Origin of the sequence: Prevotella corporis DSM 18810 = JCM 8529 (genome assembly GCF_000430525.1) — a bacterium.
Taxonomy (GTDB): Bacteria; Bacteroidota; Bacteroidia; order Bacteroidales; family Bacteroidaceae; genus Prevotella; species Prevotella corporis.
The window spans coordinates 1-19,565 of sequence record NZ_AUME01000012.1 but is presented as its reverse complement, the minus strand read 5'-3'; the positions used below and the strand labels follow the sequence as shown (position 1 = coordinate 19,565).

At 37.6% G+C, this 19,565-nt stretch carries 17 protein-coding genes, 1 tRNA gene and 1 pseudogene; 16 read left to right on the top strand and 3 right to left on the bottom strand.

The window, feature by feature from the left end; genetic code table 11:
• Positions 1-4: 4 nt before the first annotated feature.
• The 16 genes from H515_RS0103925 to H515_RS0103850 all read left to right on the top strand — a co-directional run bounded on the left by H515_RS0103925 (position 5) and on the right by H515_RS0103850 (position 18,663).
• On the top strand, positions 5-1,039 hold the full coding sequence (locus H515_RS0103925; RefSeq protein WP_028901610.1) for a glycosyltransferase: 1,035 nt from the start codon (positions 5-7) through the stop codon (positions 1,037-1,039).
• Entirely contained in the window at positions 1,024-1,905 is an 882-nt protein-coding gene (locus tag H515_RS0103920; protein ID WP_025875756.1) for a glycosyltransferase family 2 protein, read from the top strand. The genes H515_RS0103925 and H515_RS0103920 overlap by 16 nt, the downstream gene beginning before the upstream one ends.
• Positions 1,906-1,908: 3 nt before the next feature.
• Positions 1,909-2,880 (top strand): glycosyltransferase family protein, encoded by a 972-nt coding sequence (locus H515_RS0103915; protein ID WP_025875758.1) that lies wholly within the window; start codon positions 1,909-1,911, stop codon positions 2,878-2,880.
• 26 nt (positions 2,881-2,906) lie between these two features.
• Positions 2,907-3,950 carry a glycosyltransferase family 4 protein gene (locus H515_RS0103910; protein WP_238300102.1) on the top strand — a complete coding sequence of 348 codons (1,044 nt, stop codon included), beginning with the start codon at positions 2,907-2,909 and terminating at the stop codon, positions 3,948-3,950.
• Positions 3,947-4,918: an O-fucosyltransferase family protein gene (locus H515_RS0103905; RefSeq protein WP_025875762.1), complete on the top strand. Its 972-nt coding sequence runs from the start codon at positions 3,947-3,949 to the stop codon at positions 4,916-4,918. The genes H515_RS0103910 and H515_RS0103905 overlap by 4 nt, the downstream gene beginning before the upstream one ends.
• Before the next feature lie 19 nt (positions 4,919-4,937).
• On the top strand, positions 4,938-6,212 hold the full coding sequence (locus H515_RS0103900) for a glycosyltransferase family 4 protein (RefSeq protein ID WP_036891488.1): 1,275 nt from the start codon (positions 4,938-4,940) through the stop codon (positions 6,210-6,212).
• A 560-nt stretch (positions 6,213-6,772) separates the two neighbouring features.
• On the top strand, positions 6,773-7,789 hold the full coding sequence (locus H515_RS0103895) for an NAD-dependent epimerase/dehydratase family protein (protein WP_025875764.1): 1,017 nt from the start codon (positions 6,773-6,775) through the stop codon (positions 7,787-7,789).
• Positions 7,789-8,406 (top strand): sugar transferase, encoded by a 618-nt coding sequence (locus H515_RS0103890; protein ID WP_025875766.1) that lies wholly within the window; start codon positions 7,789-7,791, stop codon positions 8,404-8,406. The genes H515_RS0103895 and H515_RS0103890 overlap by 1 nt, the downstream gene beginning before the upstream one ends.
• A complete protein-coding gene (locus H515_RS0103885) occupies positions 8,393-9,595 on the top strand; it encodes a type III PLP-dependent enzyme domain-containing protein (protein WP_028901608.1) in 1,203 nt (400 codons plus the stop codon). The genes H515_RS0103890 and H515_RS0103885 overlap by 14 nt, the downstream gene beginning before the upstream one ends.
• Positions 9,596-9,600: 5 nt before the next feature.
• Complete coding sequence (locus H515_RS0103880; RefSeq protein WP_025875768.1) at positions 9,601-10,593, top strand: ATP-grasp domain-containing protein; 993 nt, start codon at positions 9,601-9,603, stop codon at positions 10,591-10,593.
• 87 nt (positions 10,594-10,680) lie between these two features.
• Positions 10,681-11,556: a sugar-transfer associated ATP-grasp domain-containing protein gene (locus H515_RS12920; protein WP_244870058.1), complete on the top strand. Its 876-nt coding sequence runs from the start codon at positions 10,681-10,683 to the stop codon at positions 11,554-11,556.
• A gap of 593 nt (positions 11,557-12,149) precedes the next feature.
• Entirely contained in the window at positions 12,150-13,238 is a 1,089-nt protein-coding gene (locus H515_RS0103870) for a sugar-transfer associated ATP-grasp domain-containing protein (RefSeq protein ID WP_025875770.1), read from the top strand.
• Between the two features lie 4 nt (positions 13,239-13,242).
• On the top strand, positions 13,243-14,097 hold the full coding sequence (locus H515_RS0103865) for an aldo/keto reductase family protein (protein WP_025875772.1): 855 nt from the start codon (positions 13,243-13,245) through the stop codon (positions 14,095-14,097).
• A 1-nt stretch (position 14,098) separates the two neighbouring features.
• Complete coding sequence (locus tag H515_RS13710; RefSeq protein WP_025875774.1) at positions 14,099-15,292, top strand: CapA family protein; 1,194 nt, start codon at positions 14,099-14,101, stop codon at positions 15,290-15,292.
• 884 nt (positions 15,293-16,176) lie between these two features.
• A complete protein-coding gene (locus H515_RS0103855) occupies positions 16,177-17,547 on the top strand; it encodes a DegT/DnrJ/EryC1/StrS family aminotransferase (protein ID WP_025875776.1) in 1,371 nt (456 codons plus the stop codon).
• Between the two features lie 6 nt (positions 17,548-17,553).
• Positions 17,554-18,663 (top strand): nucleotidyltransferase family protein, encoded by a 1,110-nt coding sequence (locus tag H515_RS0103850; RefSeq protein ID WP_025875778.1) that lies wholly within the window; start codon positions 17,554-17,556, stop codon positions 18,661-18,663.
• 45 nt (positions 18,664-18,708) lie between these two features.
• Here the strand turns inward: H515_RS0103850 and H515_RS0103845 are convergent.
• The 3 genes and pseudogenes from H515_RS0103845 to H515_RS0103835 form a co-directional block, all read right to left on the bottom strand.
• A tRNA-Lys gene (locus H515_RS0103845) sits at positions 18,709-18,781 on the bottom strand.
• A 157-nt stretch (positions 18,782-18,938) separates the two neighbouring features.
• Positions 18,939-19,247 (bottom strand): annotated as a pseudogene (locus H515_RS12910) (outer membrane beta-barrel protein); the annotation flags it as partial.
• 14 nt (positions 19,248-19,261) lie between these two features.
• The coding region (locus H515_RS0103835) for a transposase (RefSeq protein WP_028901607.1) at positions 19,262-19,565 on the bottom strand (304 nt) is incomplete at its 5' end.

Below are 19,565 nucleotides of genomic sequence, written 5' to 3'. Positions count from 1 at the left end.
ATATATGAAATTAAGTATAATAGTTCCAGTATATAATGTAGAAAAATATCTTCCCAAATGCCTATCGTCTTTGCTGAATCAAGGCTTAAAGGATGAAGATTATGAAATATTGCTTATCAATGATGGGAGCACTGACCGTTCTTTAGGTTTATGCACAGACTATGCTGACAGGTATGCTAACATACGTGTTTTTTCACAACCGAACTCTGGTGTAGGCATTGCAAGGAATAAAGGGATAGATAATGCATTGGGTGAATATATTGCATTTGTTGACTCAGACGACTATCTTTTAGAGAACGGCATGCACGAAGTCTTAAAACCTATATGGGATAGAAAAGATATAGACGTTGTACGCTATTTTTCAGATTATGATGGGCGAAATGTTAAGCCTATTGTTAATCAGATAGTCTACGACGCTCCGGCGTTGGAAATGATTAGAAGAGGAGGACTCCCTGCTTTTATTTGGACGTTTCTTTATCGTAGAACCTTTTTAAACGAGAATAAAATTCGGTTTAAGAACTATAGATTCTCGGAAGATGTGCTGTTCGTATCCACTGTTTTCTTACATAATCCTTACGTGGTTTCAAACCAAGCTAACATTTATCGATATGTATTAAGAGAGGGGAGCGCGATTAATAAAAGAGATAGAGAACATTCCAGAATTTGCACAGATCATAATTTGCTCTCGTATGAGGATGTGATGAGAGAACTTATGACTTCTATTATTCGTGAAGATGAAGAAGCTTTGTCTGCCTGTCTCTCATCTATTAACTTTAAAAAGCAGTCCACTTGGACACGTATGTTCACGTCTGACTATAAGAGGTCTGAGTTCAAGCTATTAAAGAAGCGTATCGTCAAAAATAAATTCTATCCTTTTATGGTATGGAATCAATCTCCAAGGGTAAAGATACAATGTTTCCTGATGAATTTATCACTATATAATTTTTTTATATACAGATTTTGTAGTGGTATCTTTGATTATATCATAGTCCCTTATTATATCAATAGAATAAAGAAAAAAGTATGGAAAACGGAGTGACAGTGGTAACACCAACTTATAATAGAGCCACTCATTTGCAAACCCTTTACAGGAGCTTGTGTAGTCAAACTGTGGGGGGATTCACTTGGCTGATTATAGACGATGGTTCGACCGATAATACAACAGATGTTGTAAACGGAATGAAATCTGATATTTTTAATATAGAATATCAAAGAAAAGAGAACGGAGGGAAGCATACTGCACTGAATCTTGCTATTGACATCGTTGAAACGGAGCTTTTTTTTATTGTAGATAGTGACGACACCTTGACTAATAATGCTATTGAAACAATAGAAGAGGATTGGAGAAAAGTCAAGGGTAAGGATTTATGTGGTATATCTTATCTCAGAGGATATTCCCAAGAAGTTCCAATCGGCGATATATTCCCGAAAGACAAGCTCATAGATAGTTTTGCTGATGTCAGAGTGAATAAAAAAGTGTATGGGGATAAGGCCGAGGTGTGGGCAACAAAATACTTGAAGCGTTACAGATTCCCAGTTTATAAAGGTGAAAAATTTCTCGTTGAAAGTTATCTTTGGCTCCAAATTTCTAAAATAGCTGATATGTTGTTTATAAATAAAATAATATATCTAACAGAATATTTGGAAGGTGGGTTAACTAAATCCGGGCGAAGGCTTCGAATAAAATGTCCGAAAGGCGGAATGGCATTTAATTTGATATTAATGGATAAAACATATCCTATGAGGGATAGGATTAAAAGTGGAATATTATATTCTGTATATTCCTTTTTCTCGCATAAGAATTTCAAGGAAACGTTTGATATTCCATATAAGTCCTTGCTGCTCATTTGTTACCCTATAGGCTATTTGGTGTATTTGTATTGGAATTATAAGTATAATAAGTAAGACATGGTAGAGTACAGTGTTGCCATACGAACGCTTGGAAAATCAGGAGATAGATTAAAAAAAGAATTGTGTTCCATCTATAAACAGACGATAAGGCCTAAAAAAGTCTTACTTTATATCGCAGAAGGATACAAATTGCCTGATTTTAGGATTGAAGACGAAGAATATGTTTATGTCAAGAAGGGTATGGTTGCTCAAAGAGCAATAGATTATAAGGAAATACAAACAGAATGGATTTTGCTTCTTGATGATGATGTCTTTATGGCGGAGAACTGTGTTGAAACATTGTATAAAGAATTAAACGAACAACAGGGTGATTGTATAGCAGCGGATGTTTTCAGGCCTCATGAGGATAATTTGAAAACAAAAATATATAATTATATCACTAATTTTAGTTATCCACGTAAAGATGACGAATGGGCGTTTAAAGTATTGGATAATGCAAGCTTTTCGTATAATGGTAACCCCTCTAAGAGCGCTTACCATTCTCAAAGTGCTGCGGGGCCAATATCATTATGGAGAAAAGGCGCTTTATTGAGGATTCATTATCCTGATGAGTTGTGGTTAGACCGGATGGGCTTTGCTTTTGGTGATGACCAACTTATGTTTCAAAAACTATATAAAAACGGCTTTCGGTTATTGGTTTCTTATGATAGCGGAGCTGTTCACATGGATGCAAAAAGTTCAAGCAGTCTGTTTCAGGAGTCCAATGACAAGTATTACCGGCGAGCAAAAGCCATGTTTCTTCTATGGTATAGAAGTTGTTATGATTTAAATAATTTAAATGGATGGCAAAAGAAAAGGATTCTCGTCAGTTTTTCGGTTAAGCAAATAGAGCAATTACTTGTTCATCTTGTTTTTGCTATCTTATCTGCAAACTTTCGGGTTGTTACAGATTTTATAAAAGGTAATATGGACGGATATAAAGAAGCTAAGAAAATATTTAGGACTATTCCCAATTTTATTTTGTCATGAGAGTACTCCAAATCATAACATCACTAATGATCGGGGGTGCAGAACATCTTGTTGTGCAAATAACACAGATGTTGCGCAATCAAGGTTATGAAGTAGATGTTTGTCTTTTAGATGGAGAAGAAACAGCCCTTTATAGAGAGCTTGGATCATCTGGATGTGTAATCTATTCGTTATCAAGAAAACGATGTTTTTATAATCCAGGATATATTCTAAAGCTTAGACGTATTATGAAAGGATATGATGTAATCCACACACACAATTCATCTCCTCAATTGTTTGCTGCTATTGCTAATATTGGTTTGAGAAAACGATTGGTCACAACGGAACACAATACGGATAACAGAAAACGAAAGAATCCGTTGTTGAGAGTGATAGATAGATGGATGTACGAAAGATATGAGAAAATTATATGTATAAGTCCAAAAACAGAGGAGCGTCTTAGAATTTATCTGAATAATAACAAATCCTCATTTAGATTGATTACGATTAGCAATGGTATAGACGTCGCTTCTTTCCAAAAAGCCCAGGTGGCATACGACATATGTCCTGCAGATAAAATAGTCATCACTATGGTGGGAGCTTTCAGAGCACAGAAGGACCATAAAACGCTAATAGATGCCATGAATCGCTTGCCTCGGGATAAGTTCCAATTATGGTTGATTGGTGATGGTGACTTAAGAGACAAAATGCAGGACTATGCAAATCGGACTTTACAGAAGAAAGATATAATATTTTGGGGAAATAGAGCCGATATCCCTCAAATGTTGAAAGCCTCGAATATTGTGGTGCTTTCTTCTCATTGGGAAGGATTTGGATTGGCTGCCGTTGAAGGAATGGCAGCTGGGAAACCGGTAATAGCTTCAGATGTTGATGGACTGAGAGAGGTCGTAAAAGATGCCGGACTTTTGTTCCACCCCGGGGATGTCGGTGAGCTGGCGTCTTTAATAATGCACCTGAGCAAAGATGCTTCCTTTTATGAGCAGACGGCAATGCAATGTAGAAAACGCGCCTTCAATTATGATATTAGCAAGATGATAGAAGGTTACAAAAATGTATACGAACAAAAATGATTAGGGGTATCTTAATTAAACTATTGGATGTTTGTTGGCGAGAACCTAAACTGAAATTCCGCAGTCGCTCTGGATTATGGGGTCGGACAAGAAAATCGGGTAACTATATATTCATGGTGGATGGGCGAATTCATCATGGGGGGATGTTTGATCGTCTGAAAGGGGCTATAACCGTCTATGCTGTTGCTAAAGCACAGAAAAAAGATTTCAAGATAAATTGGACATATCCGTTTGATTTACGTAAATATCTTGAACCTGTAGACGTGGATTGGACTATAGATGAAAAGTCAATGAACTTTAACTTATTTACACATCAGACGGTTATTGCTTATGGAGAATACAAAAGTCCTGTACGTCTTTTCAAAAATAGGAAACAGGAGACGCATTTCTATTATGGCTACGACTCTCTGAAAGAGGTGAACAAAAACTATAACTGTAATTTCGAATGGGGCAAATTATATCGTGAGTTGTTTAAACCAACATCATATTTACAACAGTATTTGGATTTGTATCAGTCAGAAATAGGAAATGATTATATAGCAATTCATACGCGGTTTATGAATCTTCTTGGAGACAAGACGGAAACAGATGTAAATCCTGAGTTGCCTTTGAAGGCCCAGGAAAGTTTAAAAGAGAATGCAATTAGTGCTATCAGGAAAATTATAATGAGGGAAGAATCGACGTATGGACGACATTTCAGAGTGATGATAGCATCTGATAGTATGCACTTTATTCATTACGTTCAAAAGGAAATTCCGGATGTTTATATCGTACCCGGTACGGCGAAGCACATCGATACAGCGGGTCAGACAAATGATGGTGAGAATATCAAAATGTTTACGGACTACTATCTCATGGCACAGGCACAGAAGGTTTACAGTTTGTGGCATGAGGGCATGTGGAAGAGTGCCTTTCCCGAATATGCGGCACGGATAGGTGATGTTCATTTTGAACGTATAGAATTTTGATAGTAGAACGATATATAATATGAAACTAATTCGTGTAACAACGGCCGACATCAGCTTGAACTCGCTGCTAAGGGGGCAACTCAAATATCTCAATCAATATTATGAGGTGGTGGGAGTAGCCAAGGACACCGGCGTGCTTGACGAGGTGGCCGCGCGCGAGGGCATACGTGTTATTGATGCTCCTCTGGAACGACCTATCAGCATAGGCAAGGATATTAAGGCCTTGTGGTTTTTGTGGCGACTTTTTAGGCGAGAAAAGCCGTGGTGCGTACATGCCAACACGCCCAAAGGGTCGTTGTTGGCTATGGTGGCTGCATGGGCCGCGCGCGTGCCGAATCGTATATACACTGTGACGGGTCTGCGCTATCAAGCCACGACCGGCATGCTGCGCACTATATTGAAGACGATGGAACGCGTGACATGCTGCTGCGCCAACCATGTCATACCCGAAGGCGAGGGTGTGAAACGAGCGTTGAGGGAGGACAGAATCACAGGGAAGCAACTGCAAGTGGTACATCATGGCAACATCAATGGGAAGGACACCTCATATCTGTCACGCGAGGCCACGAGCGAGTTGCTGCGAGCGGAGAACAAGGAAACGCGGTTGATGGCGGATGCCACGCCCTTTGACGGGCGCCGGTATATGCGCCAAAAGTTGGGATATACAGACAATGATTTCGTTTTTATCCTTATAGCTCGTATGGTGAGAGACAAGGGCATTAATGAGTTGGCGGAGGTGATGAGTCGATTGGTGGGGCATTCCGCTGACCTGTCGCAGCAACCCAAACTCCTGATTGTGGGAGAAAAGGAGGTGCAGAGCGGTGGCAATATCACTCCGGAGGCACAACGTTTTTTGAGTGACTCCGCTGCCGTGTTCTATGCAGGACTCCAAAAAGACGTACGCCCCTACCTGATTGCGGCCGACGCGTTGGTGTTTCCGAGTTACAGAGAGGGTTTTCCCAATGTGCCCATGGAGGCGGGGGCGATGGAGTTGCCTTGCATCGTCACCAACATCAATGGTTGCAACGAGATCATTATCGATGGTGAGAATGGGGTCATCATCCCAGCGCCGGTTGATAGTCACGGCCATCTCATACAGTTTGCATCGGACGACCCTCAAGCAGACGGTTTCTCCTCGCCCATGCCCAAAGCGCTCTACCATTCGATGTGCGATTTGATCAAGAACGCCGACAACACCAACATGATGGCTGCCAACAGCAGGAGGTTAATCCAAGAACGCTATGAGCAGCGTGATGTGTGGGAGGCGATGAGGCAAAGGTATGCTGAGCTGTGATTAAGAAAAATCCCTGTATGAGGGACGAAGTTGTACAAAACCATCCCTCATACAGGGATTGTTTTTGCACAAATGGTCACTGTGTGAGGGATTTTTGCTAACTTTGTGGGCAATCAAGACATCAAACGATGATAGACACCATACTATATCAATACATGGATGAGATGCTTTGATATAGCACAGAGAAGCATTTATCGTAAAAGACGATATCGAGACTGGACATGGCATCGAGATACCGCTGTGGTATTTTGGCATGAACTATTAAGGGCGGTTCTATAAATTACCACCGTAATTTTTTTATGTCAGTCTTTTTACGTCTTGTCGTCTTGTGGACCCTTTTTGGTTCAATTTGCTTGTTCGTTCAGTCGTATAGCCCGCTATACTCCTTCACTCACAAACAAATTGACCTCAAAAATAGCCTCACAATCTGTCAAAGCTAATTTATAGAACCGCCCTTAATTGAAATGTTAGTGACGGAAAAATCTGCCTATAACATGCTCTTTCCAACAGAGAATGTATAATATTTAGTAAGCAATCGAAACGTTTAAATCAAAATAGTAATGAAGACAGTAGTTGTTTTTGGTGCAACAGGCAATTTGGGAGCATACGTAAGCATGAAATTAAAAGACGATGGATATAATGTCGTTGCGGTAGGAGGAAGGAAAAGCGATAATGGCTTTTTCGCTGAGCATGGAATGAGCTATTATTCTGTTAATATCAAGGAAAAAGCTTCTTTTGACGTGCTTAAGGAGATTGGAGACGTGCATGCTGTATGTCATTTTGCAGGTAGCCTGCCATCTCGCTATGAGTATGATCCGAGAGATTTATTGGATTCAATAACAATCGGTACGCTTCATGTTCTCATGTTTATGAGGGAACATAATTGTAAGAAGATGATATTTCCACAAACACCTTACGATCTCGCAGAACATTTTGAAATGATGAAGAACGGTGGTAAGTTAGCAGCTGATTTACAGCGTGGCTTCCCAAAGACAGGAGATCATGCAGTGTATGTCATAGCAAAAAATGCTGCTGTAGACTTGATAGAATATTTTCATAGCACGTATGGTTTTTCACGTTTTGTTCTTCGATTCTTTACCATCTACCAATATCATCCCAATGCTTATCACTATGCAAATTATAAACGTAGGATGATGCCATACAGGATGCTTATGGACAGAGCAGCTCACAGTCTGCCTATAGAGATATGGGGAGATGCTTCTAAGGAGAAAGAGATGGTTTATATCAAAGATTTTGTTGAACTCGTTTCAAACTGTGTAAAATCTGAAATCGAGGGTGGAATCTACAATGTAGGCAATGGTTGGCAAGTATCATTGGAGGAACAAATTAGAGGAATCGTAGAAGTTTTTTCTCCAAAAGATCATCCATCAGAGATAACTTATGTACCAGAAAAGCCAGATCCGCTTGAAAATGCGTTTGATGCGAGCAAGACTTTTAACGAGTTGAACTGGAAGCCTAAATATTCTTACATTGACCAACTTCGAGATTTCAAGCACGAGATGGAAACGGAGCCTTTTGCAAAATTGTGGGGAACGAAAGACGATTATCACGAATAATGTACAGGAACTTTTTTAAAAGGACATTTGATTTTATTCTCGCTTTATTAGCCATCATTTGTCTCTGTCCGATACTCTTGTTAGTATATCTTTTGCTACTCATTGCTAATGAGGGAGCGGGTGCTATCTTTTTGCAAGAGCGCCCGGGTAGATATGGCAAAATATTTAAGGTCATCAAATTTAAAACGATGAATGATAAGCGAGGCCCTGATGGAAAATTATTATTAGATACACTTCGCATAACTAAAGTGGGACGATTTGTGCGCAACACGTCATTGGACGAGTTGCCACAGTTGTTTAATGTTTTAAAGGGAGATATGTCATTTATAGGACCTCGCCCATTGTTGGTGAAATATCTTCCACTTTATTCTGAAGAACAAATGCGCAGACATGAGGTCAGACCCGGAATTACGGGGTGGGCGCAATGTCACGGACGTAATAACTTGTCATGGACGGAAAGATTCAAATATGATGTTTGGTATGTCGATCATCTGTCTATATGGACAGATATACGAGTAATTCTAATTTCAATCAAGTCGGTACTGACGAGACAGGGGATAACAACCAATAATACTAATGTAAAAGCTACAATGGAGGAGTTTAATGGTAATAACTAAAAATGATGTTCAGCATCTCAAAACTCCATGTTTTGTCCTGGATAAAGACGAGTTGACAAAATGTATTAATGACTTCCAAAAGGCTTTAGACACTCGGTTTGATGATAGTATAATAGGATATTCCGTCAAAACGAACGCATTGTCATATTGTTTAAAGGTGGCTAAAGACAGTGGCTGTTTTGCCGAGGTAGTGTCTTTTCAGGAGTATGAATTGGCTTTGGAGATAGGTTTTGACAAAAGACATATTATTTATAATGGGCCTTTAAAATCAAAACAAACATTCCTTGATGCTATACAGTATGGTGCTATTGTAAACATTGAGACGTGGCGGGAGATAGAATGGTTGGACGACTTTCCTAAGAATCAGAAATATGAGATAGGCATCAGGTTGAACATCAACACCACGGCCATTTCTAAGGAGGATGCTTTTGGTGAGAATGACGACAGTCGCTTTGGTTTTTCCTATGAGTCGGGTGATTTTCAAAAAGCCGTGGAGCTGATAAGAGCGAAGCGGCATGTGCGGTTGGTGGGCATACACACGCACAAAGAACCCAAGACACGTAGTGTGCGGTTTTATCAACGGGTGATAGCGTACGTGTTGCCTATACTGACCGGCCTTCGCATGCAACTTGAATATTGGGACGTTGGCGGAGGCTTCTTCGGTCCGATGCCCAGTAAACCCACGTTTGATGATTATGTGCGATGTTTTCGCACAGCTCTCGATGGCTCGCCATACGCGAATGTCCGCCTTGTAGTTGAACCTGGCAACGCATTGCTTTCATCGGCTTTCAGCTATGTATGCAGCGTCATTGACGTGAAGCAGCATGATGGCAAACGATTCGTAACGACAGATGGTACGCGAAACGACGTGGACCCGTTTTTTCACAAGGAAGATTATTTCAAGCGGTTTGTTCATGCAGACACTCCGCAGCTTTGCCGTCAGCCGCAAGTGGTTGGCGGTTTGACGTGCCTGGAATATGACCGGCTTTTCACTTTGCCTAAGGGAGAAGGCACGTTGAGCGTGGGCGACCGCATTATTTTTGACAGAGTGGGAGCGTACACCATGGCTTTGACGCCGCTCTTCATACATTATCTGCCCACGGTCTATCTAAAAGGAAACGATGGAGATTATACTATCATCAGGAAAGAGTGGGGAGTAGACGAATTTATTAGAAAATCAATTTCTTAAGAAACATGAATACGATTCTTTTTTGCAGTTGCGGCCGCAGGGTTCAATTGCTCAAATTCTTGAAACAATCATTGGGCGACGATTGCAGGATTATTTGTGCGGACAACTCACCCATAGCACCCGCGTTGTACGTGGCTGACAAACATTATGTGGTACCCCGTATCACAGATGAACATTATATAGATACAATCTTGCAGATATGCAAGGAAAATAGTGTTCAGGCCATTACAACATTGATAGATCCAGAGATAGAATTGCTGTCCAAAAACCGAGATCTGTTTTTGCAACATGGCATCTTGCCACTTTGTCCTGAGCGCAAAACAGCAGCACGTTGTTTTGACAAATTTGAATTTTATAAATATCTTACCGGTAAAGGTATACGCACGGTTCTATCCTATGATAGCGTAACCTCTTTTGAAGAAGGACTGAAGAAAGGAGACATTAGTTTCCCTGTATTCATCAAACCCATATCGGGTAGTGGCAGCGTGGGAATCCACAAGGTGCAGTCATTGGAGGAGCTTCGGGAATATTTTGACGAGGGAGCGTACACCTATATCATTCAAGAATTTATGGATTGCGACGACTGTGACGCGGATGTATATATCGACACGATTTCTCATGAGCCCGTGGCCGTTTTTTCCAAACATAAACTTGAGACGAAGATTGGAGGGGCAAGCAAGACGATATCTTTTAAGGATGAGCGGTTGTTCGACTTTGTTCGGGAGATTTGCAAGGTGTTGGAGTTTAATGGTCCTGTTGACATGGACTTTTGGTACAAGGATGGCGAGTATTATCTCTCGGAGGTTAACCCTCGCTTTGGCGGAGCTTATCTACATGCCTATGGCGCTGGGGTGGACTTCTTCAAACTAATTATGAATAATATCAATGGCATTCAAAACAAAAGTATGATAAGACAATACAATGAAGACGTGTTGATGCTGATGTATGACGGGGTTGTAATAGTGGACAAAAAAGACTTGGTGAAAGAAAAGATTTAGCTAATGATGAATAGCGAAATGCTATCGTTCATACCATTATATATGTTAATATCATCGAACAAGAAAGTACAGTTCAAATTCAAAAAAATGAAAGTTTCATTTTACACAGATTATTTCAAGAAGTGCTGGAAAATGCTCTGGCAATTGCACCGGGAAGAGCGCATCCCGATGCCCTTTCTTCTTGTTGATTACACTTGGTGTCTATTAAGGCATGGATGCTTGATAAGGCATTACGTCCTAGGCAATTTTTACAAGCGTAGAGAGTTTGAGAGAAAGCGAATCATGACCTATCGACGTTATCTTAAAGCGCAAAATTATTTTAATTATAAAAAGGATATACATGTGCTAGAGAACAAACATGAGTTTAATCGTTTCTTTTCGGAATATGTGCATCGTAGTTGGCTCTATTCGCCAGAAATGTCATTGACAGATTTTGAGAAATTATTGAAAGATAAAAAAGTACTTATCGTAAAACCTTATAATACATGTGAGGGTGAGGGCGTGCATAAGATCTATTTCGACAAAATTAGTGATGCAGGAATATCGCCTCTTTACCGCAAACTCAATACGGGTAAATATATGATAGAGGAATGTATTACTCAAGACCCGTCACTTTGTCTCGGTAGCACGAGTGTGAATACGTTGCGAGTGGAAACTCTTTTGGATAGAAAAAATAACAAGTCGCATATCGTGAAGGCTTTGTTCAGGGCTGGGGTTGGGCATACAGACATAGACAACTATGCGCAGGGAGGCTGTGTCTACGAAGTGGACTTGGCGACAGGTCGCATTATTTCATCGGCACTTTCAAAGGTTAACCCAAATGTACTCTTCCATCCTGGCACAAATACTTTCATGCTTGGCTTTCAGATACCATGTTGGGACAAGGTTGTAAAGGTATGTAACTCGGCACAGGAAAAGCTGCGCATGTGCGTTTTGTTGGTTGGGACGTGGCTATCTCAGTGAACGGGGAGTGTGAACTGATTGAAGGGAATCATAATCCTGATTATGAGTTCTTAGAATTCAAGGGCACATATCGCTACTGGGAAAAAGTGAGGCCATATATGTACTAATATAAAATTGATAAAGAATACGTTGTATAAAAGTTTTGAGTGTTTTATATTTTGAGATAATATATAAATTGCTTTTAATCTTGCCAATAAACATAAATTGAACATTTTTATTTTCTTGTGACTTTTAATTGTTTCGCTAATTCTAATTAGAAGTGCAAATTATAGAATAAAATTTATGGCTCTATGACATTTCTTGTAGGTAAGATGAGAAAATTTAAATCCATTATTCATGGCATTGGTAATGGTATTACGAAGAGACAAAATTCTATGGCCTTCACAGACAGAACAGAGATAAGGATATAAACGGCTGCAGAAGCCCTCTTGCCTATGAGATACTTATGGCGAGAGATATAAAACTGGATACCCACACGAAACGATAAAGAACCAAATTTATTGATGTATGGTCAGCTAAAACTAATGCTTACAATTTCGTTAATATAGTGAGGCGGACATTTATTATCTATAAATAGTAAAATAAGTAATATTATGATTGCTAAATTAAAGTCAAAAATAAAAGAGCTATTCCATGAACAAGCTAATTTTTATTCAAGGTATAAAGATGGTTATAATGATTTAAAAAAAGGAGTATTAAATGGTAAACCAATTTTAAAAACAGAAAAAGATGACATATTAAATTTTTGGAAATCGTATTTAATAGATTACCGAACAAAGAAGTCTTTTGATATTCGGTGGTTTAATATTTATAAAAAAACAAATATTTATAATTACCCTTTAAAATATTATATACCTGATAGTTATTATTATTGTATTGTAGATAATTTCTTTTCTAACGGGGAAAAGGCTAAAATTTTAGATGATAAAAATTTATATGATTTATATTTCTATGATGTGCTTCAGCCGACTACAATTTGCAGGAAAGAGAATGGGGTTTACTTAGATAAAAATTATAATGTTATTTCAGAAAATCATGCAATAAGTTTATGTAAAGCAAATGGGCAAATTATCATTAAGCCTTCTGTTGACGCATGCGCAGGGAGTGGTATCGTGAAATGGGATTCAAGTTCTTCAAATGAAACATTACGTCAGATACTTAATAAAGGAGAGTTTCTGATAATACAAGACGTTGTAAAACAGCATGATGTTTTGAACAAGTTTAATAGTACTTGTGTAAATACATTAAGAATGGTTACTTTGTTGCTTGATGGAAAATTTTATTTGTGCACGTCTGTTATAATCATGGGTGGTAAAGATGCAATTACTAATCACTTACATAGTGGAGGTTTGGTTTGTGGTATTAAATCCAGCGGCCAACTTATGGATACTGCTTTTGACAGCAAACTTAATGAATACAGAAAACATCCTAATGGAGTTGTTTTTTCAGAATGTTTTATTCCCAATTATAATAAATGCGTAGACTTGGTTAAAAAATTAGCTCCAAGATTTATACATGTGTCTAAACTAATAAGTTGGGATTTGACGATCAATGATAAAGGAGACCCTCTTTTAATAGAAACCAATTTATATTGGGGAGGTTCGGTACAAATTGCTGGCGGACCAGTGTTTGGAAACATGACCCCCGAGGTGTTAGATTATATAATGAAACATTATAAATAATTTTATGGAATATACATTATTAAATAATGGAGTTAAAATGCCGATGGTAGGATTGGGTACATTTCCATTAAAAGGGAAACCACTTCAGGAATTAATAATGCAAACTTTTGATTTGGGTTATACTCTGTACGATACTGCTTGGTTATATAAAAATGAGAGAGATATATCTATAGGTATCAATCAAAATAATATTAATAGAGATGAATTGTTTTTAACTTCTAAGTTACATATTAATGATCTTTATTACTCATTTCATCCTCGGTTTAATATTAGACTTCGCTCAAAATCTGTAAAAAAAGCATTTGAAAAGACCTGCCAACGTCTTGGAACTGATTATCTTGACCTTTACTTGATTCATTTTCCATTTGATGGTTTTGAATGGATGTGGGAAGAATTAATACAATTGTACAATGAAAGAAAAGTTCGAGCAATTGGTGTGTCATCTTTTAAGCCTGAACATTTAAAAAAGTTATCGGAAGTTTCAGATATACTACCAGCGGTAAATCAAATAGAAATAAGCCCATATAATACAAGAAAAGATATTATAGAGTATTGCAATCAACGTAACATAACAGTTGAGGCTTATTCTCCATTTGGAAGGGGTATGTTAACTAAGCAAATTCTTTCAGATCCAGTTCTTGTTGATATTGCAAAGGAGGTTGATCGAAGTGTGGCTCAAGTTATTTTGAGATGGCTGTATCAAATGCATGTTATTTCAATCCCGAGATCTAATAAATTATTTAAGTTAAAACAAAATATTAATATATTTGATTTTGAACTTAATAAAAAACAGATGAATTGTATAGATGGTCTAAATAAAAACCTTCACACCGGAGGAGGCTTTTTAAGAATTGAATAATATGAGATTAGCGTTTACAGGTGACATATTAAGTTACAAGAGACAAAATAAGATTATACGAAAGAAAAAAATAGGTTATGATGTAGTTTTTAAAGGCATCAAATCATTATTTGCTCATTCTGATTATGTATGCGGCAGCTTAGAAACTCCAATAGCGAATAAAGAATTAAAGTATACAAAAAGCCACGTTGAATTTAATACTCCAGAATGTTTTTTAAAAGCACTAAGAGACTCAGGTTTCTCTCTTCTTACAACTGCTAACAATCATTGTTTAGACAGAGGACTTGAGGGTTTGAGGCAGACAATAATAAATTTAAGAAAAAATAATTTAGATTTTACTGGCATCCAAATGACATATAAGGAAAATAATTTTCTTGTTAAAGAAATAAAAAATAAGAAAATTTCCTTTATTTCATATACATATGGAACAAATTCATCCACAAATGAAGTTATATTAGACAAAGATGAAACTTATATGGTTAATCTTACAAGGCAACAAGACCATATTCCAAATAGATCTTTTTTTAAAAGTAGTCTTTTAAAAATATTTAAGACATTAATGCCACGGAATATTCAAGATCGCTTTTACCAACGATTTTATTTATCTTCTTTAGTTGATTGTGTAGATGAGAGAGAAATATCTTTAGAACATAATCGGTTTTATATTGATAAAATGAAGCAAACAATTAAGGATGCAAAAAATAATTCTGATGTTGTAATATTTTGTCTTCATTCAGGTGGACAATTTAATAATGAAGTTGGAAAATATACCAAATATTTAGTAGACGTTATTACTAAGGAAGGTGCTGATATAGTAATTTGTAATCATACTCATGATGTTCTACCCATAGAACTTGTTAATGGAAAATTAGTTGCATGGTCATTGGGAAATTTTTCTTTTACGCCTAAAGAGGGCTATTATATCGATGGAGTGTATGCTGACTATTCCATTATTTTATATATAGATATAATTGACGATTGTTTCAAGAGTTCTTTTTCTGTCATTAAAAATATTATCGGAGCAGATGGTATATCTAAAGTAGTTCCAGTATATGATGAATATATAAAAAGTGAAAAACAAGAACAGGATGTTCTTTTAGAAGATGTTATAGAAGTTATAAATAGAGTTTTCAAATATAAACGGTATACAACGGTGGAAGAGAAATATGAAGTATTATCATGGAGGAAATCATGAAATGTCTTAAAAAATAACAATAAAACAGGGTGTCGCAAAGAGGTGCAATAGGAAAATTTAATAGGCAAAGAGTAGGTATTACTGGGGTTATTTGGCATGAAAAATCACTTTCTTATGTAAAACCTCGGAAATAATGCTGCTATTTGGTGTGATTAGTGATGCAATAAACATGGGTTAAGGGTATTAATGCATACAGATTGCTTGATTAAAGCAATGGGTTAATGTTAGAAAAGGCGGAAAAATAGCATCCTTTATTGGTGCTTTCTTTATAATGCATTGTGTAATAGAGCGATATAAAATATCGCTCATAATTTGCGTATTTGCAAGCAAGGATTAGTTTGTTTGTACATACGCGAATTATAAAGCAGTTGTTGTAAAAGATTTTAACCAAAGGGTGCTGTTGGCGAAATCAACCATTTGATTTCGTTTCGACAACGAATCGCTCGAATGACACAAATTCGATTGTTTCAACAACGAATGAAGTAAAAGAAAGACAATAAACAGAATAAGTCAATTAACGCCAGCATACTGCGAATAACACGGATTCGATATGTTCGGTTGTTTCAACAACGATTGAAAGCGGAATAAACGGATTGAGACCGGTTGGGTTCATTGTCTTGTTAACGTCATTCGCTTTCAATTCGCGTCATTCGTTGTTGAACAACATCGCCCTTCGACGATAGTGCCACGTGTGGTAGCTTGTTGTTGAAAAATCAAATGATTATTTTCAGACCTATTCAATTTATTATTGTATTTTTGCAATGATAAAATAGAAAACGCTACTAGATGTAACTACGGGATATTGTGATATTTTAGACTTGTAACAGCTAATGACTTGTATGATAGCTGTTGTTGTGTCACATTATAAAAATTGAAAGAGATATATGAATAAGAGAATTTATTTGTGTCTTGCCCACATGAGTGGCAATGAGATGAAGTATATACAGGAAGCTTTTGACACCAATTGGGTTGTACCATTGGGACCGAATGTAAATGCATTTGAAGACGAATTAAAAAGATTCATCGCATCGTCAAACGCTCCTATAGAAAAAAAACAGGATAAGCAGAGAACAATCTTTGATGAGTGCTATCATCAAAGGATTGAGCCACATGAAAATAACCCTGACAAACTTTGGCTGAAAGGATATAAAAGCTTGGAGGATAAACAAGTAGTAGCTTTGGCTTCAGGAACCTCAGCTATTCATCTCTCATTGATAGCCTTAGGTGTTAAGGCGGGTGACGAGGTGATTTGTCAGAGCTTCACATTCTGTGCCAGTTCACACCCTGTAACTTATCTTGGTGCAACACCAGTATTTGTAGATTCAGAGCGAGATAGCTGGAATATGGACCCAATCCTCTTGGAGTCGGCAATCAAAGACAGAATAGAGAAGACTGGTAAGAAACCCAAGGCTATCATTGTGGTTTATCTCTATGGAATGCCTGCAAAGATTAAGGAAATCATGGGGATTGCTGAGAAATATGATATACCAGTAATTGAAGATGCAGCAGAAGGACTTGGCTCGCGCTATAATGGTCAAGTAGTTGGAACTTTTGGGAAATACGGCGTGCTAAGTTTTAACGGGAATAAGATGATTACGACCAGTGGCGGTGGTGCCCTGATTTGTCCTGATGAGGAAACAAAGAATCGAATCATGTTTTTTGCAACACAAGCCCGAGAGGCATTCCCTTATTATCAACATGAGGAAATTGGTTATAACTATCGCCTCAGCAATATTTGTGCGGGCATAGGACGAGGACAAATGACTGTTCTGGACGAACATATAGCCCATCACAAACATGTTGCAAAGATATATGAAGAAGCTTTCAAAAATTTTGATGGTATAACTTTCCATAAGAATCCAGGCAAGGAGTTTGATTCTAATTTCTGGTTGAATACAATCACCTTAGACCCGTCACTGAAAGTCAAGGGAATGGAAAAAGCCTATGCAACAGCAGTGAAAGATGCCGTCGGAGGCGCTGCTGGTGTCGTGCACGCGACAGGTGAAGCACATACTTCATGCGAACCGAATGCTAACGTAGAGGCTATGCGTAATGCATTAGACAAAGTAAATATCGAAAGTCGTCCATTATGGAAGCCGATGCATTTACAGCCGGTATATAAAAATAGTCCCGCCTATGTAAATGGAGTAAGTGAGGAACTTTTTAAAATTGGATTATGTTTACCCTCTGGTCCGATGGTTTCTGATGATGATGTACAATTTATTATTAATTCCATTAAAGATAATATTTTATAATTATAGATGGAATATAACGAGAAAGTCAATGACTATTTTGAATTTGTAAGGTTCTGTCTAAACGACAATTATAAAGAACCGGAGTCAATAATGAAAATGGATTGGGATGGTTTGTATCAATTTGGTAGAGAACAAACCATCATGGGCATACTATTCCAAGGAATAAAGAAACTTGAGAAAAGTCAATTTAAACCCGATGCAAAATATATAATGATGTTTTACCATTATTATATCAATATAGAAAGGGTAAATAGACAAGTTTATAAAGATGCTGTAAAGATTACAAAGGATTTTAAGGAAAAATTTGATTTAGACACCTGTGTGATGAAAGGTCAAGCAAATGCTTTGATGTATCCAGATCCATTTATGAGAACCCCTGGGGATATTGACTTGTGGGTAGATGCGGCTGCCGATGAAATCATAAAAATAGCAAGACGATTAGACGCAAAGTCTGAAATAGGATACCATCATATCCAAGTAAGATACTCTAAAACTCCTGTGGAGCTACATTTCTTTCCATCATTCATGGGAAACCTTTTCTATGAGTACAGAATGAGGAAGTATTTTAACCTGCATAAAAAAGAACAGTTTCAAAACAAAAAGCAACTTCCTGAAAAAATTGGCATTATCAATACGCTAACACCAGACTTTGACAGGATATTCCAGATGTCACATCTCATGCATCATTTTTTCTTTGAAGGAATCGGTCTGAGACAAATGATAGACTATTACTATCTTCTAAAACAAGGAACCACTACCGATGAGAAAGCTGAGACAATAGCCAATCTGAAACGCTTTAATATGTTTAAGTTCGCATCTGCTGTCATGTATATCATGAAAGAAGATTTGGGACTCGAGGATAAATATCTACTCATGGAACCAAATAAGAAGATAGGAAAGTTACTTGAAAAAGAAATTATCCTCAGTGGCAATTTCGGTTTTCATGACAAACGCTTCTCGTTTAGTGGCAAGTCTGTGTATGAGCAATACTTTGTTGAGATATATAGAAATTTACATTTTGCTTTTGAATTTCCAGCAGAAACCATTTGGGGGAGACCTTTGTCCAGGTGGTGGCATATGATATACAAAGCAAAGCTTAGAAGAAGTATAGATTAAAAAAATAAGAGGATATATCAATTCGATATATCCTCATTACTTTTGTACACCCTTAGGGATTCGAACCCTAGACCCACTGATTAAGAGTCAGTTGCTCTACCAACTGAGCTAAGGGTGCTCATTTCGATTTTGCGAATGCAAAGGTAAGGTTTTTTTACGGAAAAGCCAAAGCTTTCCACATTTTTTTGAAAAATAATTTACGTGCTCATTACTAAATAAAAATGGGAACTGCCAAAGAGGAAGTTCCCATTAAATTATTTATTGAATGCTTGTTATTACAGGTCAAATTTATAACCCAAAGTAATCTGGAATACGCTGTTCTTAGAATCGCCATTATCAAAAACCTTTGTCAAGCCAAAGTTATATCTTGCGTCAAGCTGGAAATTTGCATACTCGTAAGAAATACCTACAGGAAGAGAAAAATCGAACGACTTTGCTTCAATTTCACGAGATTTTGCACCATCACCAACGGGTGTTTTTACATCTGCCTTTATTTCGCTATTCACCTTGAAACCAGGCTGAATACCCAACTTAACAGCAAGTCCTTTAACTACGTAAACGTTTGCCATAATTGGAATATTAATGGCTCAGTAGAAAATCAATGGGGATAGGCATATAGTTTTGCAATTCTGAATAAAAAGAACTTCTTGTCTGCCACTCCTCTTAGATTGGCTCGGAAAAGTTTAATTTTGGCATTGAACGATTCTGCCATGGCATTCGAAGATCTGTTGTTATAGAAGTTCAATATCTCATCATAATGCTCGTAGAATGTGGCAGCAATCACATTGAATGAATGGAAGTCTGCCTCTTCAACTTTATTGTACCACCGTGCCATGGAGAGCCTGGCTGCATCCTTGATGGTGTTCTTGGCGAAGATTATGCGCAGTGAGTGGCACAGTCCG